The sequence below is a fragment of the Ruegeria sp. AM7 genome, from assembly GCF_056535965.1.
In genome coordinates this window covers 1,649,584-1,668,958 of the sequence record NZ_JBQFJE010000003.1, presented here as the reverse complement: position 1 = coordinate 1,668,958, position 19,375 = coordinate 1,649,584, and the positions used below count along the sequence as shown (strand labels likewise).

Genomic DNA, 19,375 nt, shown 5'->3' with positions numbered 1-19,375 from the left:
CCTAGAATGACGTTCTGGCTGGCTGATGTCATCCCCGCATTCGGGTTCCGTCACCATCAAACAAAGGCGTCGACACCATCCGGGCCTTACGCATTTGACCAAGAATTTCGATCTCGACCTCTGTTCCCTCCGCGATGTGTTCAACAGGAAGGAAACCCAAAGCAACCGATTGTTGCGCATGGTGGGAATACCCACCCGAGGTGCAGAAGCCCACAACCTCGCCCTGCAGCCAAATCGGTTCATAAGCATTCACGTCGGCGTCTTCGGCATCAACGATGAAGGAAACCAACCTGCGCGCAGGTTTTTCCGAGCGCTCTAGTTCTGCGGCGGCACGTCCTATGAAATCATCAGGTTTCGAGAATGAAATGAACCGATCCAACCCGGTTTCACCTGGGGTGTAGTCGGGCGAATATTCTCGCATCCATGACCCAAAGAACTTGTCCAGACGCAGGCTCATCATCGCCCGCATACCGAAAGGTGTCATGCCGAGCGGCTCTCCGGCTTGCCAGAGCGTCCACCAAAGCTGCCGCTGCGCCATCGGATCGCAGTAGATCTCGTAACCCAGATCTCCGGTGTAGCTTACACGTTGCACGATACAGTCAGTCATGCCGAAGGTCACTCGGCGGACATCCATGAAACGCAGGTCCGAGAGGTCGTCTCGGGTACACGCCGCTAGAACTTCCGTGGCCTTGGGGCCAGCAATCTGAAACCCGTTCAGGCGATCGCTGATGTTTTCGATGTGAACATCGCCTTCCTGATGCTGCAGGAACCACCGCATATGAAATGCTTGCGCGCCATAAGACGCGGTCAGGCGAAACTCGGTCTCATCCAGGCAAGATACGGTGAAATCCCCGATCAGCTTGCCTTTGGGTGACAGCATCGGCGTCAGTGATAGGCGACCAGACTGCGGGATACGCCCGGCCATGATCCGATTAAGCCATGTTCGCGCATCAGGGCCGGTGATACGGTATTTGCCGAAGTTGTGGACCTCGTTGATACCCACTGCATTGCGCACCGCACGTACCTCGCGTCCAGTGGCCGCAAATGCGTCAGACCGGCGGAATGAAGGTGTCTCATACTCGGGCTCGCCATGCTGGGCGAAGTAGTTTGGGACCTCGAGCCCGTATTGCTGACCCCAGACCGCCCCCAGATCGGTGAAGATGTCATACATCGGCGTGGTTCGATTGGGGCGCGCGGCGGGCAGTTCTTCGTTAGGGTAGGAAACGCTAAAGCGTTTCTGATAGTTCTCGATCACCTTGGGGCGAGTATAGCCGGGGCTGATCCAGTCGCCGAACCGGGCCACGTCCATGGCAAAGACATCGCGCTCGGGCTCGCCTTCGATCATCCATTGCGCCAGCGTCAGACCCACGCCACCGCCTTGGCTGAAGCCCGCCATTACACCACAGGCAGACCAGTAGTTGCGCAACCCGGGGACGGGGCCGACCAGAGGGTTCCCGTCCGGCGCAAAGGTGAACGGCCCGTGGATTACCGATTTCACCCCGGCTTCGGCAAGGACCGGGAAGCGGCGATAGGCGAACTCGATACTATCGGTGATCTTGTCATAGTCGTCGGGCAGTAGTTCATGTCCGAACTCCCAAGGCGTGCCATCTACGGCCCAAGGCTTGCAAGGCTGTTCATAAAACCCGATGCAAAGCCCGCGCCCTTCCTGCCGCAAATAGCTTTCTCCGGCTGGGTCCATCACATGCGGATGCTCTCCGCCCGCATCAATGATGGATTCTATCTGAGGGATTGTGTCGGTGACCAGATACTGATGCTCCATCGGGTGCAGCGGGAAATAGACGCCCGCCATCGCCCCGACCTCGCGCGCCCATAGGCCGCCTGCATTCACCACGTGCTCCGCGTGAATGATGCCCTTGTCGGTGACCACATCCCAAGTGCCATCCCGCCGTTGCAGGGTTTCGTGCACCATGCAATGGGTTTCAATCGTGGCCCCACCCATGCGCGCAGCCTTGGCATAGGCATGAGTTGTGCCGGATGGGTCCAGATGCCCGTCCAGGGGATCATAAAGCGCGCCTATTATGCCGTCCGTATTGGTAATTGGCGCAATTTTCCTGATTTCATCCGGTCCGACGATCTCGGTTTCCAGCCCCATGAAGCGGTGTTTGGCGCGTTCGGCCAACAACATGTCGAACCGATCCTGATTGTCCGCCAAAGTGATCCCGCCAACATGGTGCAGGCCACATGACATGCCGGTAATCTCTTCCAGTTCTTTGTACAGGCGGATCGTATAGCCCTGCAGCGCGGCCATATTGGTGTCGCCGTTCAGCGTGTGAAACCCGCCCGCCGCGTGCCACGTGGACCCGCTGGTAAGTTCCGAGCGTTCCAATAGCATGACGTCGGACCATCCCAGCTTGGTCAGGTGATAAAGGACTGAACAGCCGACGACGCCGCCACCGATAACTGCCACTTGCGTTGTCGTCTTCACGTCCTCGCCTCCATCCGAATTTACCCCGAACCTGCAAGGGCCGGGGCGGGTTTACTGTTCCGTTCCCGACACGAGGTGTCGCGGATTGTTCGTTACAACGGTCGGATTTTGAGCTCGGTGATCCGATTACCCTCGCGTGCTGTGACCTCGAAACGGAAGCCGTGGAAGGAAAAGACCTGACCTACGATGGGGATCATCTGCGCCTCGTGAATGACAAGACCCGCGACGGTGTTTGCCTCTTCGTCCGGCAGGGACCAATCCATTGCCCGGTTCACGTCACGGATCGTCATCGCGCCTTCAACCAGATATTGACCATCATCTGTGCGCGTGACGGGGACATCTTCTTCCAGATCAAACTCGTCCGCGATCTCACCAACAATCTCTTCCAGAATATCCTCGAGCGTGATCAATCCGCGCAGCGAACCATACTCATCCACGACCAGCGCAAAATGGCTGTGCATCCGCAGGAATTCCCGCATCTGATCGTCAAGAGTGGTGGTTTCGGGTACGAAATACGGATCGTTGGCCACCTTCGAGATATCGAAACTCTCTAACTGGTTCGGCTGGCTTTCGCGATCCCCGGCGTGGGCATACATGGCCCGAAACAGGTCCTTGGCGTGGACGACGCCCACGATGTTCTCGGGCTCGTCCCGAAAGACCGGCAGGCGGGTGTGAGGACTTTTCAGACATTGTTGAAGGATCGCCTCAGGCGCGTCGTCTGCGTCAATCATCTCGATGTTCGAGCGGTGCAGCATGATCTCTTCAACCGCGCGGTCACCCAGATCGAGCGCGCCAAGAATTCGGTCGCGGTCTTCCTTTTCGACCACACCTTCCGAGTGCCCCAGTTGCAATGCACCGGCGATCTCTTCCCGGACAGCCAGAATGTTGCTGTCGGGATCGATCCGAACGCCGAAGAGGCGCAAAACGCCGCGCACCAACAGACGTACTGCTGCCACAACAGGCGAGAATACGGTGACAACGACACTGATAATGGGTGCCACCAAAGATGCCGCTTTTTCGGCGTTTGTGATGGCATAGGTTTTTGGTAGCACCTCGGCAAAAATCAGCACCAGAAGGGTCATCACCAGCGTCGCCAAAGCCACGCCACTTTCCCCGAACAGCTTGGTGAACAAAGCAGTCGCCAAAGATGCCGCCAGGATGTTGACCAGGTTGTTGCCAAGCAGGACCGAGCCGATGAGACGTTCGTTGTCGTCGGTGATATCCAGCGCCTTTTGTGCGCCGCGAGACCCTTTGTCGGCCTGCGCCCGCAACTTACCGCGCGATGAGGCGGTCAATGCTGTTTCAGAACCCGAGAAAAAGCCCGACAGGACAAGCAAAAGCAGAATAGCGCTTGTGGTAAACCAGAATGCGCCGTCGATCATAGAGGGTGAGGGTTCCATTGGTCCTTGTGGGTTGGTGTTGCTTCATTCGTTATGGGGGCGCGGCCCCGGCGGATCAAGGGGTTAGCCTTTGTCCTGCGGCTCTTTGGCAAGCGGGTGATGCTCCAACACCAATTCGGCAAGGCGTTCGTCCAATACATGCGTGTAGATTTCCGTGGTCGCGACATCGGCGTGACCCAGCAACGTCTGGATCGATCGCAGATCGGCCCCGTTTGCCAACAGATGCGTGGCAAACGCATGACGCAGCGTGTGCGGAGTGACTTTTTCTGGCGACACGCCGCCCTGAACCGCAAGCTCTTTGATCAGGTGAAAGAACATGTGTCTCGTCAGATGACCTGATTTGCCGCGCGAGGGAAACAGGAACCGCGACCTTTGCCCGCCATCGGCCACCAATTGGTCTTCGGCCTCGTCCCGCGTTTTCAGCCATAGCGCCAGCGCCTCGCGGGCTGGGGGCGACAGCGGCACCATCCTCTCTTTCCCACCTTTACCCAGAACCAACAACATTCGTGGGTCACCCCGTGCGGAAGACACCGGCAGCGAGACTAATTCGGTCACGCGCATGCCGGTTGCATAAAGAACTTCCATCAAACAAGTGTTGCGGATGCGGTCGGTTTCGGTGCGACCAGTTTCACGCGCGGCTTGCAGCAAACGGTCAACTTCCGGCACGTCCAGGGTTTTCGGCAGGCGTTTTTGGCGACCCGGTCCTTTTATCTGGATGGCGGGGTTGGTTTCACGCCAGCTTTCCTCGAATGCAAAACGGTAAAGCTGCTTGATTGCGGATAGCCGTCTTGCGCGGGTGGATTGGGACAATCCCTGCGCGTCACAATCGATCAGATAACGTTCGATTCTGTCGCGGTCCGCCTGATCAAAGGTGGTTTTTCGACGCTCGAGCCACGCGGCGAAGTCTTTCAGGTCGCGCCCATAGGCCAGCAATGTATTGGGTGACGCCCCAAGCTCGGCCGCTTGCGCCTGAAGAAAGGTTGAAATCCAAAGGTCGTGCGAGGCCGGGGCTACCATGGTCACGTGCCCTGTAGGATCAAAAGGTTCAGCGCAGCGCGACGGGCCGTGTCTTCAAGACCGACCCTCCGCAGGGTTGCGATGGCGGCCGAAAGGTCCACGAGGTTGCCGCGTGACCCATGTGCGAACAACTCCATCGTCTCAAGGACGGCTTCACCCAGTTGTCCGTTGCTTAGCAAACGGTCGATATCGGCGGGAACGGGCGCGGCCCAGGCAAAACCCTGCGCGACAGCATCTGCCAAAGGCGATGGAGAGCGCGCGCGCCCGGGATCACCCTGAGCCAAAGCGGCGAGGAACTGGTTCTCTTCCGCTTGGTTAGGAACAGTCAGGGCAGCGGTTTCGTAAAAGTCGGACAGCAACAGAATACGCCAGCGCAATTCCTCGGCGGCTGGGTCGGTCAATGTGACTTTTGACAGCCGGTTCGCAAAAAGCTCGGCGAATGGAACTTCAAGCCCCACGCTTCGCATCTGCTCCCACACGGTGGGCAGGGACTGCGCGATCGCGCCGACTTTACCGGAGTCCAACGCACTTTCAAAACGTTGAACGGCGGCGACGCGGTCCCAGACCGCTCCGGATGCAGCCGGAGAGCGTTCGGTATATAGCCCAAGCAACTGGTTGGGCGTCAAAGCACCGACGCGAGTCAGCCGTTCGGCTGCTTCGATCTGTGCTTTCCATCCGGCCACATCGCGCAGATCGGCATTGGCAAAGGCGCGCGGCAGCGAAGTCGAGGGCAAGCGCTCGCCAATTGCCTCATACAGTCGGAATGTAAGCGGGTCGGGGCGCTCGGGTTGCGGTAGGTATTCGGCGTCTTCGAACAGTTCGGGGCTGAGGAACCTGTCGAGCAAGGCAAGGTCCATTTCCGGAAGAATCTGCAACGCATGAGCTGCCTCGAGCGTCAGCGCGGCTGAGGTCCAATCGCCACGCCGGGCCTTGCAGAATATCTGGGCTGCGTAGTCCCGTGACAGATGCGGTTGCGCGATCAGCGCTGTGCAACTTCTATCTTCGTCTCCGGTCAGAAGGGTGGCATCAAACCAGCGTTGGAACCGGTCGCGGCTGTCCGTTGGGCCAGCAAGTTGAACCAGAGACTGCGCGGGATCAGCTGCGCCAAGCTGCATCAACCGGTCCAGCCGCGCCAGCAGCAAGGTCTCCTCGGCATCGGGTCCGGATGGTGCACGAGCTTCTGTAAGCAATAGAGTGAAAAGCAGACGCTGCATGGCCGGGTTGTATTTGACCGGCACGTGACCGATCAGTTCCGCCAACCGTGCGGGATCGCTGTTTTGCCACACATCCACCGGAAGGCCTGTCACCGACGACGACACCAATCCCAAGGGCTGGGACAACGCCTCAAGCGGAGTGACTTCCACACCCGGTTGCAGCCCGGTATCCGATATAGGCGGTTCCAACAGAACAGTGCCGGGCAGGTTGTCCGGTGGCTGGCTCAGCCAGTCGATCACAGATAAAGGTTCCTGCTGCGCCTGTGCCGTACTGGCCAGCAGCATCGCAGCCGCTGCGGCCTTAATCCACATTCAGAATGACCGGCTCGCGCACTTCTTCCTGCGGGGCCGAAAAATCAACGCCAAAGAAAGGACCTAGATACGCGTAGCCCACCAACCCGATAAAACACAGGCAGATCAGATATATCAGGAATTTTATCAGACGGCCCATCGCTCAACATCGCCTCATTTTTCTGTTTTGTCCCAGTTATAGCTGGCATTTTTCTTAAGATCACGTCATTCACGTTGAAATGAGCGAAATTAAGCATAATACCGATGCGAAAGCCCGTGCTCCGGGCCTTCTATTGCACAAAACGGTTGTTCTGGTGGGCATGATGGGGGCGGGAAAGACCGCGGTCGGCCGCGCTTTGGCGGCACGATTGGCGGTTCCGTTCCTCGACAGTGATGCCGAAATCGAATCGGCGGCCAACATGACCATCCCCGAGATTTTCGAACGCGACGGCGAGCCGTTCTTTCGTGACAAGGAAAGTCAGGTGATCGGGCGGCTTCTGGACGAGGAAAAAGGCATCCTTTCAACGGGCGGGGGGGCGTTCTTGGCCGGGCATAACCGCCAGATGATCACAAAGAGGGGCGTATCGGTCTGGCTCAGGGCCGATCTGAACGTGCTGTGGAACAGGGTCAAGCACAAGGACACGCGCCCTTTGCTGCGCACCGCAGACCCTTATGCGACATTGCGTGCCCTCTATGAGGATCGCGTACCGGTTTATGCGCAAGCGGATCTGACGGTTACGTCGGACGGGGAAATCTCGATAGATAATATGGTGGACCGGGTTGTAGACGCATTGCTGACACGACCCGATGTTTTGGAACGGACTTAAATGCACCAAACCGTACATGTTGAACTGGGCGAGCGCTCGTATGACGTCGAAATAGGACCGGATCTGCTGGCGCAATCCGGGACACGGATCGCTCCGCTGCTTCACAGGCCCAAGGTCGCCGTTTTGACCGATGAAAATGTGGCTGCCTTGCATCTGGATGCGCTGCGCGATGGGTTGGCCTCGGCGGGGATCGAGATGTCGGCATTGGCCCTGCCTGCGGGTGAGGCCACCAAAAGCTGGCCTCACTTTGAACGCGCGGTCGAATGGCTGCTGGCCGAGAAGGTCGAGCGCCGGGATGTTGTCATCGCGTTTGGCGGTGGCGTGATCGGAGACCTTGCGGGCTTTGCCGCAGCCGTTTTGCGGCGCGGTGTTCGGTTCGTGCAAATCCCGACCTCGCTGCTGGCGCAGGTGGACAGTTCCGTCGGGGGCAAGACCGGCATCAACGCGCCACAGGGTAAGAACCTGATCGGGGCGTTCCATCAGCCTTCGCTGGTGTTGGCCGACACCTCGGTTCTGAGCACAATGACGGATCGGGATTTCTTGTCCGGATATGGCGAGGTGGTCAAATACGGGCTGCTGGGTGACGCCGATTTCTTCGAGTGGCTTGAAGAAAGCGGAACCAAGGTCTCGGGTGGTGATATGGCAGCACGTGTGCGTGCAGTGACCCGTTCTGTGCAAATGAAAGCTGATATCGTGGAAAGGGACGAGACCGAGCAGGGCGATCGCGCCTTGCTCAATCTGGGTCACACTTTCTGTCATGCGCTTGAGGCTGCGACTGGGTATTCGGACCGCCTGTTGCATGGAGAAGGCGTGGCCATCGGCTGCGCGCTGGCCTTTGAGCTGTCCTCTCGTCTGGGCCTCTGTTCCCAAGAAGACCCAAGCCGCGTGCGGGCGCATCTGCGCGCGATGGGGATGAAGACCGACCTCGCCGACATTCCCGGAGAGCTTCCGGGGGCCGAGGCCTTGGTCAATCTGATGGCGCAGGACAAGAAGGTCATAGACGGCCAGTTGCGGTTCATTCTGGCGCGCGGGATTGGCCAGGCGTTCGTCACATCGGATGTGCCGCGCGACGCTGTATTGTCGGTGCTTCAGGACGCGCTGGCAACAGCCTGATCAGCGGCTGCGGATCACCATCAACTCGCCGATGTTTTCGCGCGTGATATATCCGACCATTGCGCCCGTCTGTGTACAGACCGCAATGGCTGGAGCACCTTTGTGCAGCCCGTCCAACACCGCCTCAAGCCCGTCGCTCAGGCGGACTGTTGGAACGTCCGTCTCCATGATTGACGTTGCCGGGTTGAACCTGGGCGTTTCATCAGCAAGCGCGGCAAACAGTCGGTTGCGCGTGACAAAGCCGAGTAATTCGCCGCCGTCAGACAGTACCGGAAACTCGTGTTGCGTCGTGTGAATAACAGCTTGGGCGGCGGTCGCTAGCGTGTCGTTTGGTGATAGCGCGTGGAACTCGGTAATCATGGCGTCGCGCGCCTGTACCTGCCGCGCGACTGCGCGCATGGTCACATCCTGACTTTCTGCATTGGCGGCAACGAAGACGAACACTGCGATCAAGACCAGCAGCGGATTTCCTGTGCTGAGACCCAGAAAGCCAAACCCCACCGCAACCGCCTGACCAGCTAACGCAGCGACCCTTGTGGCTTTGACCCGGTCCATTTTTAGGCACAACAAAGCGCGGAACACGCGCCCGCCATCCATTGGAAAGGCGGGGATCATGTTGAACACAGCCAGCAGCAGGTTCACATAGGCCAGACGGTTCATCAGGCCCGGCGTCGTGCTGTCAATCTGCGCCATCGTTTCAATCGGCATGTTGGCACCAAGCAAGACCAAAACGATCCAGATCACGATATTCACCGCGGGGCCTGCCAAAGCGACCCAGACCTCTTGCACCGGGTTTTCCGGCATCCTCTCGAGACGCGCCAAACCGCCGATTGGTAACAGAGTGATGTCCGGAGTCTTGATCCCGTACCGCCTTGCCATCAGGGCGTGGCCAAATTCATGAGCGACCACACAGGCAAACAACGCCAACACGAAAATCAGGTTTTCAACGGCTGCCTCGAGGCCTCCGTTGGAGTAGGCGGCGAAACCGACCCAGGCGAGCAGTAGGAAAAAGGTGACATGGACCCTCAATTCCGACCCCAATATCCGGCCGAGTGAGAAGGACCATGTCATGATATGTCTCCGTTTTACTTAGAACGGAATCTCGTCGTCGTCGATTCCGCTAGAGGCCGGGGCAGGAGCGCTGGATGGTGCGCCGTACGGATCACCATAGCCGCCGCCAGCCTGACCGCCGCCATATCCACCTGACTGGCCACCACCATAGCCGCCGCCACCGCCACCTTCGCCTCGGGCATCAAGCAGGGTCAGCTCGCCCCGGTAGGGACGCAAGACAACTTCGGTCGAGTAGCGATCCTGACCCGATTGGTCCTGCCACTTCCGGGTTTCCAGTTGGCCTTCGATATACACTTTGCTGCCTTTACGCAGATATTGCTCGGCAATCCGTGCCAGAGGCTCCGAGAAAATGGCGACCGAGTGCCACTCGGTACGCTCGCGGCGCTCGCCGGTGTTGCGGTCTTTCCAGGTCTCGGAAGTGGCGATACGCAGGTTACACACTTTGCCACCATTCTGGAACGAGCGCACTTCAGGATCGCGACCGAGATTTCCTACCAGAATGACCTTGTTGACTGAGCCTGCCATATACGTCCCCGTTCTTTATCTAACAGTATGCGTCCGAATCTGACGCCAATTCTCACTGCGACCCTATACGGCCTGCGTCATGGTTAAAACACAGTTGATAGGTATTGAGATAAGCAGGAATTTACCAAGGCTGGATTAACCATGCTTTCATTATTGGCTGAAATACCTATACTCAATCGGGTTCGTGAAAATGCAGGACTGGCGTTAATGCGGTTTTTGGTGAGTGGTTTTTCAGTTCTTTTTCTCGCGCTGGTTTCGGGCCCAGCTGCGGCTGATACTCTGTCGACCAAAAGCCGCAAGGATATATTTCTTAAACAATCCAAGGTTTTGGATACGCGTGCTGCGACGCAGTACAGGGATTCCGAGCGTTTGAAACCGAAAACCCCTAAACGTCAGTTCGTTCAGCGCTATACCGGAAAATACAAAGGTGAATATGTTGCGCTCGCGCGTGAAGCAGCACGAAAGCACAGCGTTCCTGAAGATCTGTTCCTGCGACTTGTTCAACAGGAAAGTGGATGGAATCCACAAGCCGTCTCGCATAAGGGCGCGTTGGGACTTGCCCAACTTATGCCGGGGACTGCGCAGCTGCTAGGCGTAAACCCGCACGATCCGAAACAGAACTTGGAAGGCGGTGCGCGCTATCTGTCTTGGCAATACCGCAAGTTTAAATCCTGGCGCCTTGCGTTGGCGGCATATAATGCGGGACCAAAAGCCGTTGAAAAACATGGTGGCGTGCCGCCTTACAAAGAGACGCAGAACTACGTTCGTGTAATCTGGGGAAGTTAACCTTACGTCTCTATCCTAGCCTAGACCGGCATTGCTGCCGGTCCAATTGGGTTTATGATTTATTCCGCCGCAACTTTGATGACGGGCTCCATCCGCGCCAGAATATCTTCCGCCAGGTGACATTTGATCTGATGGCCTTCGGCCAGAGTTTTCACAGGCGGTACTTTTTCTTCGCACAAGCCGCCGGGTACTTCGGATTTCCAACGACACCGCGTTTGGAATGGGCAACCGGGGGGTGGGTTCATGGCTGACGGGATGTCGCCCTCCAACACGATATGCTGCTTTTCGACCGAGGTGTCCGCAATCGGAACCGCGCTCAGTAGCGCCTCGGTATAGGGGTGGTAGGGCGGAGCAAAAACCTGATCTGTAGTGCCCAACTCGACCACATGGCCCAGATACATCACCATCACCCGGTCGCTGAGATAGCGTACGATCGACAGGTCATGGCTGATGAACAGCAGGGTGGTTTTGTGTTCGCGCTGAATCTCCATCAACAGGTCCGTCACTGCTGCCTGCACCGAGACATCCAGCGCCGAGACCGGCTCATCTGCCACAACAATCCGAGCATCTCCGGCGAATGCTCGGGCAATGCCCACGCGCTGTTTTTGCCCTCCCGACAACTGGCGCGGCATCCGATCTGCAAAGGCACGTGGCAGTTTCACAAGATCCAGCAGTTCAAGCATCCGCTTTTTGCGCTCGGCTTCAGAGTTTCCAACACCGAAAATCTCAAGCGCCCGAATGATTTGACGGCCCACCGTCATCGAAGGGTTCAGCGTGTCGAACGGGTTCTGGAAGACCATTTGAACCTCGCCAACGGTCTTGGCATCGCGTTCCTCGATGGGCACGGCCTCGATATTGCGGTTGTCCAGAAGAATCTGCCCATCCGTCGCGGTTTCCAACCCCATCAGAACCTTGGCAAAGGTGGACTTGCCGCAACCGGATTCTCCAACAATAGCAAGCGTCTCGGATTCATGTGCTTCGAAGCTGAGCGTCTCGTTGGCTTTCACCACCTTTGTCTCGCCTCCACCGAAGAGAGCGTTGGCCGCGACCTCATAGTATTTCTTGAGGTTGTCCATCTTCAGAACGGTTCGACCGATTTCGGCCTTTTCCTTCTGCTCAGACAAGGTGATCGGCGCGTTCCAGTCAATTTCCTTGAACTTTAGGCAACGCGTGTGATGGCGATCATTGCCGGGTACGGCCTCCATCAGAATGTCTTGTGCGTCGCAACGACCTTCTTCGAAATAATCGCAACGTGGTCCAAAGTTACATCCCGGAGGACGCTCATGCGGCAACGGGAAGTTCCCGGGGATCGCCACCAAAGGCCGCGCGTTCTTGTCTGCACCTGGCAGGGGGATCGACCGGAACAGTGCCTGCGTATACGGGTGCTGCATCTCATCGAACACGTCATGGATCGAGCCGCGTTCAACCGCCTCGCCGGAATACATCACGCACAGACGGTCACAGGTCTCAAGCACCAGTCCCAGATTGTGCGAGATAAACAGCATCGAAGTGCCATATTTTTTGCCCAGATCCTTGACCAATTCGACCACTGCGGCCTCGACTGTCACGTCCAGTGCTGTTGTTGGTTCGTCCAGTATCAGCAAAGCTGGTTTAGACATCAGCGCCATCGCAATAACGATCCGCTGCTGCTGACCGCCTGAAAGCTGATGTGGAAAAGAGTTCAGCATCCGTTCAGGGTCGGGAAGGCGGACATCTGTTACCACTTCAAGCGCGCGGGCATAGGCCTCATCCGTGCTCACGCCTTCGTGGATCATCGGCACTTCCATCAACTGCTTGCCGATCTTCATGGCCGGGTTCAGCGACGCCATTGGTTCCTGATAAATCATCGCGATCTCATTGCCGCGAATGTCGCGTAACTCGTCCGAGCTCATCTCAGCTAGATCACGTCCCTTGAACTTGATCGTTCCACCCACGATCCGCCCGTTCTTACCAAGGTCCTGCATAACACCCAGAGCCACAGTAGATTTGCCGCAGCCGGATTCGCCGACCAGACCAACCGCTTCGCCGGGCTGCACACTGACCGAGAAGTCCATGACAGCGGGGATTTCCCTCAGACGGGTGAAAAACGAAATCGACAACTTATCGATCTCAAGAATTGGCCCATCATAATCCGCCAGTTTGTTCATCTTGTTTTCTCCTCGCGAGAGTCAGGGGATCCCCTTCATCTGGCTGAAAATATCTCGGGGGTCCGGGGGCTGGCCCCCCGGCCGCTTTCACATCAATCCTTCAGGCTTTCTTCGCGCAGACCGTCTGCCAGCAGGTTCAAACCGAGAACCAATGACAACAGCGCCAGCGCCGGAGGAAGGGCAGGGTGCAGATAGACCGACAACAGCTTGCGCCCTTCATTGATGGTCGACCCCCAATCCGGGCTTTCTGGCGGCAGACCCAGGCCAAAGAAGCCCAAGGTACCCAAAAGGATTGTGGTATACCCTATCCGCAGACAGAAATCGACGATCAGAGGGCCGCGCGCGTTGGGCAGGATTTCCCACAGCATGATGTACCATGGTCCTTCACCCCGCGTCTGAGCCGCGGCCACATAGTCGCGTGTTTTGATGTCCATCGCCAAACCACGCACGATACGGAACACCGTAGGAGAGTTCACGAAGACCACCGAAACGAAGACTACAAGGATGCCGCCGGGAACGTCGAAGAGGTCCAGAAAGGTTGGCAGGCCCCAAATGCCGTAGGCGTCGGTGTTAACCACATACCCGTCTGTCGAAATCAGCGATAGATACAGCCAGAGCGCGACACCCAGAACACCAATCAAAAGAGGCGTTCGGAACGTCGGCCGCGTGTAATAGCGCGAGTTCAACAGCACCCCAAGAAAGATGATCGGAAAGACAAACAGGACAGCGGCCATATAGTTTGGCACCCCTGTCGCCACGATCTCGGGCGTCACCAGCAAGTAGAACAGCAAGATGACCGGGAAGGCGAGGATCAGGTTGGCAAGGAAAGACAGCAATGTGTCCAGCCGCCCACCGTAATAGCCTGCAGGCAAGCCCAGCGTGATCCCGACCATGAAGGCAAACATCGTCGCCAGAGGCGCGATCTGCACCACAATCCACGCGCCCTTGACCATTCGGCTAAAGACGTCGCGGGCCAGGTTGTCGCCCCCCAGCAGGTACCACGCATATTCTCCGTCCTCCACACTGGGCAAAGGCGTCCCGGGCACTTTGTTCTTCATCCCAGACACTTGTGACAGAGAGTCATGCGTCACGATCAGGTCAAGCGCGCCGAAAATCCCGGTGAAAACCCAGAACATCACAAGGCCAAAGCCGATCATGCCAATCGGACTGTCAAACAGCTTGCCATACAGTCCCAATTTTCGTTTGAACGCGATGGACATTGCATACAGCAGGATCAACGAAAACCAGACGGGCAGGAATTGCTGCATCATTGCGCCGATGATACCTGCGCTGGTTCCCATCAAAATGCCCAAGACGATATAGGCAACAGCAAGCCCGACACTTGCCAGAAAGCTGTATCGCATCAGGGCTTGGATTAGGTTTCGTATGCCAGATCCCGATGTCAGCGTCCCGTCGGGGTTCACCGTCATCTGAGGTTCGGGCAGAACGATACTGGCCAATATCCAAGCCAGGATCGATGCGGCCATAAGAACGAGCGCAATCACCAAAAGCGGGTTCAGGAAGGCAATAGAGCCGGTCCAGGTTAATGGTTCCATGATCTCTGCCTCCTCACGAAATACGAATACGCGGGTTCAGGTAGACATAGCCGATATCGGATATCAGCTGGGTCACCAGCACCACAAAGACTGACACGACCGAAATCGCTAGCAGCAATTGGATGTCGTTGTTGCCTGCTGCCTGAACCAACGCCCAGCCAAAGCCCTTGTAGTTGAACAAGGTCTCGACGATCACCACACCGTTCAGCAGCCATGGAAACTGCAGCATGATGACGGTGAAGGGGGCGATCAGCGCATTGCGCAACGCATGTTTCATCACGATGTTCGGGAACGAGACACCCTTCAGGCGCGCGGTTCGGATGTACTGCGCCGTCATCACCTCGGTCATCGAGGCGCGGGTCATCCGGGCGATATAGCCCATCCCATAAAGCGCGATTGTCAGCACGGGTAAGAAGAAATTCTCAAACGTCGGATTCTCCATCGCCTGTGTGGCCGTGCCCTTGAACCATTTTAGCCCCACGGCAGAGGATGTGAAGATCGCGATGAAGATCACGCCTGATACGTATTCCGGCGTTGCCGTTGTTGTGATCGCAAAGGTCGAAAGCGTCCGGTCGGTGGCCGAGCCTTCCTTCATACCCGCCAAAATACCCAAGATCAGAGCTGACGGCACCATTAGCAGCATCACCCAGAACATCAGTCGTCCGGTCAGGGCAAGACGTGTCCCGACAACGGTCGAGACCTCTTCTTTGAACACGGTCGAATAGCCCCAATACCCCTGCAGAACACCACAGAAATTCGGAGACTCTTCGGCAGTCTTGCCGGGTAGGATACATCTGCCCTGAACTGTGCCGTCTTCATTCGTGTGCCGATAAGATGGCAGGATTCCCAACCATTCACCGTATTTCACGGGTGTCGACTGCAAATACCCACCTTTTTCCAGAAAGCTCTCGACCTGCTCGTCGGACATACGGAAGTTGCCCTGCGTCTTCGCAAGTTTTTCGAGATTCGGATAAAGGTTCGTCAGGTAGAAGACCAGAAAGGTAAGGCACAGCGCTGTCAAAAGCATGATGCCGACGCGCCTTAAGATGAATAATCCCATGTTAGCCCCTGTTGGTAGGCTCGCGCATCGGTCGCCTGACCGTGCGCATCGCTGTTGTTTTGGTCGCCGTCGTCAGGATGAAAAGGCCGCGCCCGTCAGGCGCGGCCTTGTGTAGTTCGGCTTAGGAAACGAGGCCGAATTTATAAAGCTGCGGAAGGTCCGCAATGTGCTTTTCGACACCGACCATGTTGTCGCGATGGTGACGCATCGCTGTGCGCCAGTAAGGCTGGATAGTCACGCCTTCTTCGATCATGATCGTCTGCAACTTGGCCATCACCTCGCGGCGCTGGTCCACATCTGCGATCGAGTTCGCCTCGGCCAGCAATTTGTCGAACTCTTCGTTGGCGAAACCGGATTCGTTCCACGCAACACCCGACTTGTAGGCCAATGCCAGAACCTGCGTGCCCAGAGGACGGTGGTTCCAGTTGGTCGAGGAGAATGCGTATTTCGTCCAGTCATTCCAGAAGGTCGAACCCGGAAGGATCGTGTGTTTGGCCTTGATCCCGGCATCATTAAGTTGTGCAACAACAGCCGCAGTGGTGTTCCGGCGCCAGTCATCGTCGATGGATTGAACTTCGTGCTCGAAATCAGCCATGCCCGCTTCTTCCATCAGGGCTTTTGCACCTGCCGGATCATACGGGATACGGGTCACGGCCGAGTCGTACTCGGGGTGCATCGGACCCACGTGGCAGTTTTCCGCAGGAATACCATAGCCAGACATGCCCAGCTCTAGGCAGACCTCATTGTTGACGGCCATTGCCAGCGCCTGACGAACCCGCTTGTCGCCGTAGATCTTGTTGCCGCTATCGTCCTCGGCCAGCTGGTTCGGGCGGATGACGATGGTAAAGCCAGACGGGATTTCCGAGCGCACCAGACCGATACCATCAAAGATGTCGACGAATTCGCCCACCGACTCCCAATTCATGTCGATTTCTTCGGCTTCGTATGCGGCCAGGAACGCGGCAGGGTCGGTGCCGTAGTCGATGAACTCGATCCGGTCGATATAGCCGCCTTTGCCGGCCTCATATCCCCACCAGTCAAAGCCTTCGTTACGCACCAGCACGCCCTTAACGCCAACTTCGTGGCTTTCCGGGATCATAAATCCAGTACCGATCGGGTTGGCCAGCATGTTGTTTGCGTCAAAGCTGCTGTGAACAATGGCACCCGGATAGTCTGCCATGCCTGGGATGATGGTAATATCCGGGGCGTTGCATTTCAGTTTTACAGTGTGCGAGTCGACCACGGTGATGGCACCGTCCGCCGCCTTTTGGGTGGCTTCATCGACCAAAGACGCCATGCGTGACGCCATGGAATTGCCCTCTAGGGTCGCATCGCACCAGCCGGTGATATTGCGCGCGACGTCTTCGGCAGTGAAATCGTCACCGTTGTTCCACTTGACGCCTTTACGCACGTTCAGCGTGTATTCGGTCGCGTCATCATTGGCTTCCCAGCTTTCCAGCAACATGGGTTTGAATGAGCCGTCATTGTTGTATTCGACCAGATATTCAAGCCAACCTGCGGTGAAGGTGGCAATCTGTGTCCAGTCGTAGGTGCGCGGATCTTTCAGCGCACGCACTTCCATCTGGTAGCGGATCGTGCCGCCGCGCTGTGGTTCTTGTGCGGCTGCGGGTGAGCTTAGGCCGATCATTCCATAGGCGGCAGGAACAGCGACACCCAATGCCGTGGCGCGGGCCATGAACTCACGCCGGCTGAGCTTGCCGTCACGAAATTCCTGTGCATGCATTTCCGCCGCCCAGTGCATCGGTGCTCCGGTCAAGGTTTGCTTTGTCATTAATGTCTCTCCCTGTGACATAGATTTTTATGATTGAATGTAGAACCGCTCAGACCCGGCAGGCGCGGGTGGCAGGCTCTCGGGTTTCCGTTTTTGTGATACTGAACATCCCCATGCGTTCATTCGGCACCAGAAATCGGGTCAGGTCAACGTTCGAAATCGTCATTCAGGGTACAAAAACGACATTCGCCGGGGTCGGTTGCCGCTAACACCGATCGAGTCTGGACCTGCGTTACATTGGATGATTGGTCTGAAGGCAGGGGATTCGACATATTCGCGCGGGGCACAAAACACCCCTGAGTGGTCAATCAAAAAAAAGTGGTATCACTTTGAGAAATCAACGCGATTCCAGTCTTTCATGCGCGCACGGAACCATGTCCGCTGACGTTTGGCAAATTGACGGGTCGAGATTGTGGCGCGCTCACGGGCGGCCTCGAGTGTCATGTTGCCGTCAAGGTAGGCCATAAGCTCGGGAACGCCGATGGCCTTGAAAGCAGAAAGCGACGCGTCGTAGTGCGCACGCATGGCTTTGACCTCTTGCAATGCGCCGGTGTCCAGCATCAAGTCAAACCGCAGGTTGATCCGGTTCAGCAACCACTGTTTGTCCACGTCGAAAACGATGGGCATTGTATCCGCGATGTTCAAAACCGGAGGCGGTGTGTCGTTCTGCCAGTCGCGTAGGCCGCGACCGGTCGCGCGCAGAACCTCCCACGCGCGCTGAACTCGTGCGCGGTTCTGCGTGTCGATCCCCGCCAGAGTTTCGCGGTCAACGCCACGGATCAGATCGGGTAGGGTAAGTTGATCCGCCTCGGTCCTTATGTCGGATGGGGTTGCCGGTATGTCAGCCATACCTTCTGTCAGAGCAGAAAAATAGAGTCCGGTTCCACCCACTATGATGGGGCGTTGAGGTCCGCTTAAAAGTGGTTTGACCTCGCGCAGCCAATGGCCGGTGGAATAGTCCTGATCATAAGCGATATGCCCATACAACCGATGGGGTGCGCGCGCCTCGTCGTCGGCTGATGGCCGGGCTGAAATTACCTGCCAGCACGCATAGACCTGACTGGCATCGGCATTCACGATGACGCCGCCGAAGGTTTCAGCGATCCGCAACGCCAGTTCGGATTTGCCCGAGGCTGTGGGCCCGGCAATTAGCACAGGTTTATCGGTGGGAATGGGGGGCAGGCGGTCCCAAATCTGCGATGTGTTCGTGTTGGCCATCCAAGAGTGCCTTGTTCCTCATGATCCGCATTGAACCCGCAGAGGTTTTGCTTCATTTTGCGGCGAAATAAAACCCGTGCCAGCCCGGAGCGCAACATGAGCCTTTCCCCCGAAACCGACACCCCGAAAACCAAATACAGTCGCGTGATGCTGAAAATTTCAGGCGAGGCGCTTATGGGCGATCAAGGCTTTGGCCTGCACCCGCCGACGGTTCAGCGCATCGCGCAAGAGGTGAAATCCGTACACGATCTGGGGGTCGAAATCTGCATGGTCATCGGCGGAGGTAACATTTTCCGCGGTCTGAGCGGCTCGGCGCAGGGGATGGAACGGACGACCGCTGACTATATGGGGATGCTGGCGACGGTTATGAACGCGCTTGGGATGCAGTCAGCACTTGAGGAAGTTGGGGTTTTCACGCGTGTGATTTCAGCCATTCGCATGGATGAGGTTTGTGAGCCCTATATCCGCCGCCGCGCTGTACGCCACCTTGAAAAAAAGCGTGTGTGCATCTTTGCTGCCGGAACGGGTAACCCTTATTTCACGACGGATACCGCCGCCACGCTGCGCGCGAATGAAATGGCTTGCGAGGCGATATTCATGGGCAAGAACGGTGTGGACGGGGTGTATGACAAGGACCCCAAGGAACATGCAGATGCAGTGCGCTACGACACGGTCAGTTATGATGATGTTCTGGCAAAGCGTCTACGGGTCATGGATGCCTCGGCTATTGCGCTGGCGCGCGACAATAACCTGCCGCTGATCGTGTTCGGTCTGGATGAGCCGGGCGGGTTCCGCGGTATTCTTGCGGGTGAAGGAACCTATACCAAAGTTCAGGGATAAGCCTCGTCCCCAAAGACCGGACATTCTGTATTCAAGTGCTTGACGCGGACGCGAAGGCTGGGCAACTTGGCC

16 protein-coding genes are annotated in these 19,375 nt (G+C 57.1%); 4 read left to right on the top strand and 12 right to left on the bottom strand.

The genetic code is table 11. From position 1 onward, the window contains the following. Positions 1-28: 28 nt before the first annotated feature. The 5 genes from ACR3EG_RS12285 to ACR3EG_RS12265 all read right to left on the bottom strand — a co-directional run bounded on the left by ACR3EG_RS12285 (position 29) and on the right by ACR3EG_RS12265 (position 6,528). Positions 29-2,446 (bottom strand): GcvT family protein, encoded by a 2,418-nt coding sequence (locus ACR3EG_RS12285; RefSeq protein ID WP_480496090.1) that lies wholly within the window; start codon positions 2,444-2,446, stop codon positions 29-31. 92 nt (positions 2,447-2,538) lie between these two features. Beyond that, the gene (locus ACR3EG_RS12280) at positions 2,539-3,846 is read right to left on the bottom strand and encodes an HlyC/CorC family transporter (RefSeq protein WP_480496088.1); all 1,308 of its coding nucleotides are present in this window, start codon (positions 3,844-3,846) and stop codon (positions 2,539-2,541) included. A gap of 63 nt (positions 3,847-3,909) precedes the next feature. Further along, the gene (locus ACR3EG_RS12275) at positions 3,910-4,863 is read right to left on the bottom strand and encodes a tyrosine recombinase (RefSeq protein WP_353393442.1); all 954 of its coding nucleotides are present in this window, start codon (positions 4,861-4,863) and stop codon (positions 3,910-3,912) included. A gap of 2 nt (positions 4,864-4,865) precedes the next feature. Next, the gene (locus ACR3EG_RS12270) at positions 4,866-6,389 is read right to left on the bottom strand and encodes a hypothetical protein (protein WP_480496086.1); all 1,524 of its coding nucleotides are present in this window, start codon (positions 6,387-6,389) and stop codon (positions 4,866-4,868) included. After that, positions 6,379-6,528, bottom strand: a complete 150-nt coding sequence (locus tag ACR3EG_RS12265; protein ID WP_170352987.1) for a hypothetical protein — start codon at positions 6,526-6,528, stop codon at positions 6,379-6,381. Before ACR3EG_RS12265 ends, ACR3EG_RS12270 begins: the two co-directional genes overlap by 11 nt. 79 nt (positions 6,529-6,607) lie before the next feature. On the opposite strand from ACR3EG_RS12265, the gene ACR3EG_RS12260 reads away from it, so the two are divergent. Together ACR3EG_RS12260 and aroB are read left to right on the top strand one after the other, a co-directional pair. Continuing rightward, entirely contained in the window at positions 6,608-7,195 is a 588-nt protein-coding gene (locus tag ACR3EG_RS12260) for a shikimate kinase (RefSeq protein WP_480496084.1), read from the top strand. Beyond that, positions 7,196-8,308: a 3-dehydroquinate synthase gene (gene aroB / locus ACR3EG_RS12255; RefSeq protein WP_170750846.1), complete on the top strand. Its 1,113-nt coding sequence runs from the start codon at positions 7,196-7,198 to the stop codon at positions 8,306-8,308. Here aroB and ACR3EG_RS12250 read toward each other — a convergent pair whose 3' ends face one another. Together ACR3EG_RS12250 and ssb are read right to left on the bottom strand one after the other, a co-directional pair. After that, the gene (locus ACR3EG_RS12250) at positions 8,309-9,379 is read right to left on the bottom strand and encodes a site-2 protease family protein (RefSeq protein ID WP_480496082.1); all 1,071 of its coding nucleotides are present in this window, start codon (positions 9,377-9,379) and stop codon (positions 8,309-8,311) included. It abuts the gene before it with no gap. Between the two features lie 18 nt (positions 9,380-9,397). Beyond that, positions 9,398-9,904, bottom strand: a complete 507-nt coding sequence (gene ssb / locus ACR3EG_RS12245; RefSeq protein ID WP_353393025.1) for a single-stranded DNA-binding protein — start codon at positions 9,902-9,904, stop codon at positions 9,398-9,400. Positions 9,905-10,111: 207 nt separating this feature from the next. Here ssb and ACR3EG_RS12240 point away from each other — a divergent pair, with 207 nt between their 5' ends. Next, positions 10,112-10,690, top strand: a complete 579-nt coding sequence (locus tag ACR3EG_RS12240; protein ID WP_480496570.1) for a lytic transglycosylase domain-containing protein — start codon at positions 10,112-10,114, stop codon at positions 10,688-10,690. A 59-nt stretch (positions 10,691-10,749) separates the two neighbouring features. Here ACR3EG_RS12240 and ACR3EG_RS12235 read toward each other — a convergent pair whose 3' ends face one another. The 5 genes from ACR3EG_RS12235 to miaA form a co-directional block, all read right to left on the bottom strand. Continuing rightward, on the bottom strand, positions 10,750-12,837 hold the full coding sequence (locus tag ACR3EG_RS12235; RefSeq protein ID WP_480496079.1) for a dipeptide ABC transporter ATP-binding protein: 2,088 nt from the start codon (positions 12,835-12,837) through the stop codon (positions 10,750-10,752). Positions 12,838-12,929: 92 nt separating this feature from the next. Further along, on the bottom strand, positions 12,930-14,393 hold the full coding sequence (locus ACR3EG_RS12230) for an ABC transporter permease (RefSeq protein WP_480496077.1): 1,464 nt from the start codon (positions 14,391-14,393) through the stop codon (positions 12,930-12,932). 13 nt (positions 14,394-14,406) lie between these two features. Then, positions 14,407-15,453 (bottom strand): ABC transporter permease, encoded by a 1,047-nt coding sequence (locus tag ACR3EG_RS12225; protein WP_480496075.1) that lies wholly within the window; start codon positions 15,451-15,453, stop codon positions 14,407-14,409. Between the two features lie 121 nt (positions 15,454-15,574). Beyond that, positions 15,575-17,245 (bottom strand): ABC transporter substrate-binding protein, encoded by a 1,671-nt coding sequence (locus ACR3EG_RS12220; RefSeq protein WP_480496074.1) that lies wholly within the window; start codon positions 17,243-17,245, stop codon positions 15,575-15,577. Between the two features lie 324 nt (positions 17,246-17,569). Next, the gene (miaA, locus tag ACR3EG_RS12215) at positions 17,570-18,463 is read right to left on the bottom strand and encodes a tRNA (adenosine(37)-N6)-dimethylallyltransferase MiaA (protein WP_480496072.1); all 894 of its coding nucleotides are present in this window, start codon (positions 18,461-18,463) and stop codon (positions 17,570-17,572) included. 96 nt (positions 18,464-18,559) lie between these two features. Between miaA and pyrH the strand changes: the two genes are divergently transcribed. Then, positions 18,560-19,303 carry a UMP kinase gene (gene pyrH, locus ACR3EG_RS12210; protein WP_170353007.1) on the top strand — a complete coding sequence of 248 codons (744 nt, stop codon included), beginning with the start codon at positions 18,560-18,562 and terminating at the stop codon, positions 19,301-19,303. Positions 19,304-19,375: the final 72 nt, after the last annotated feature.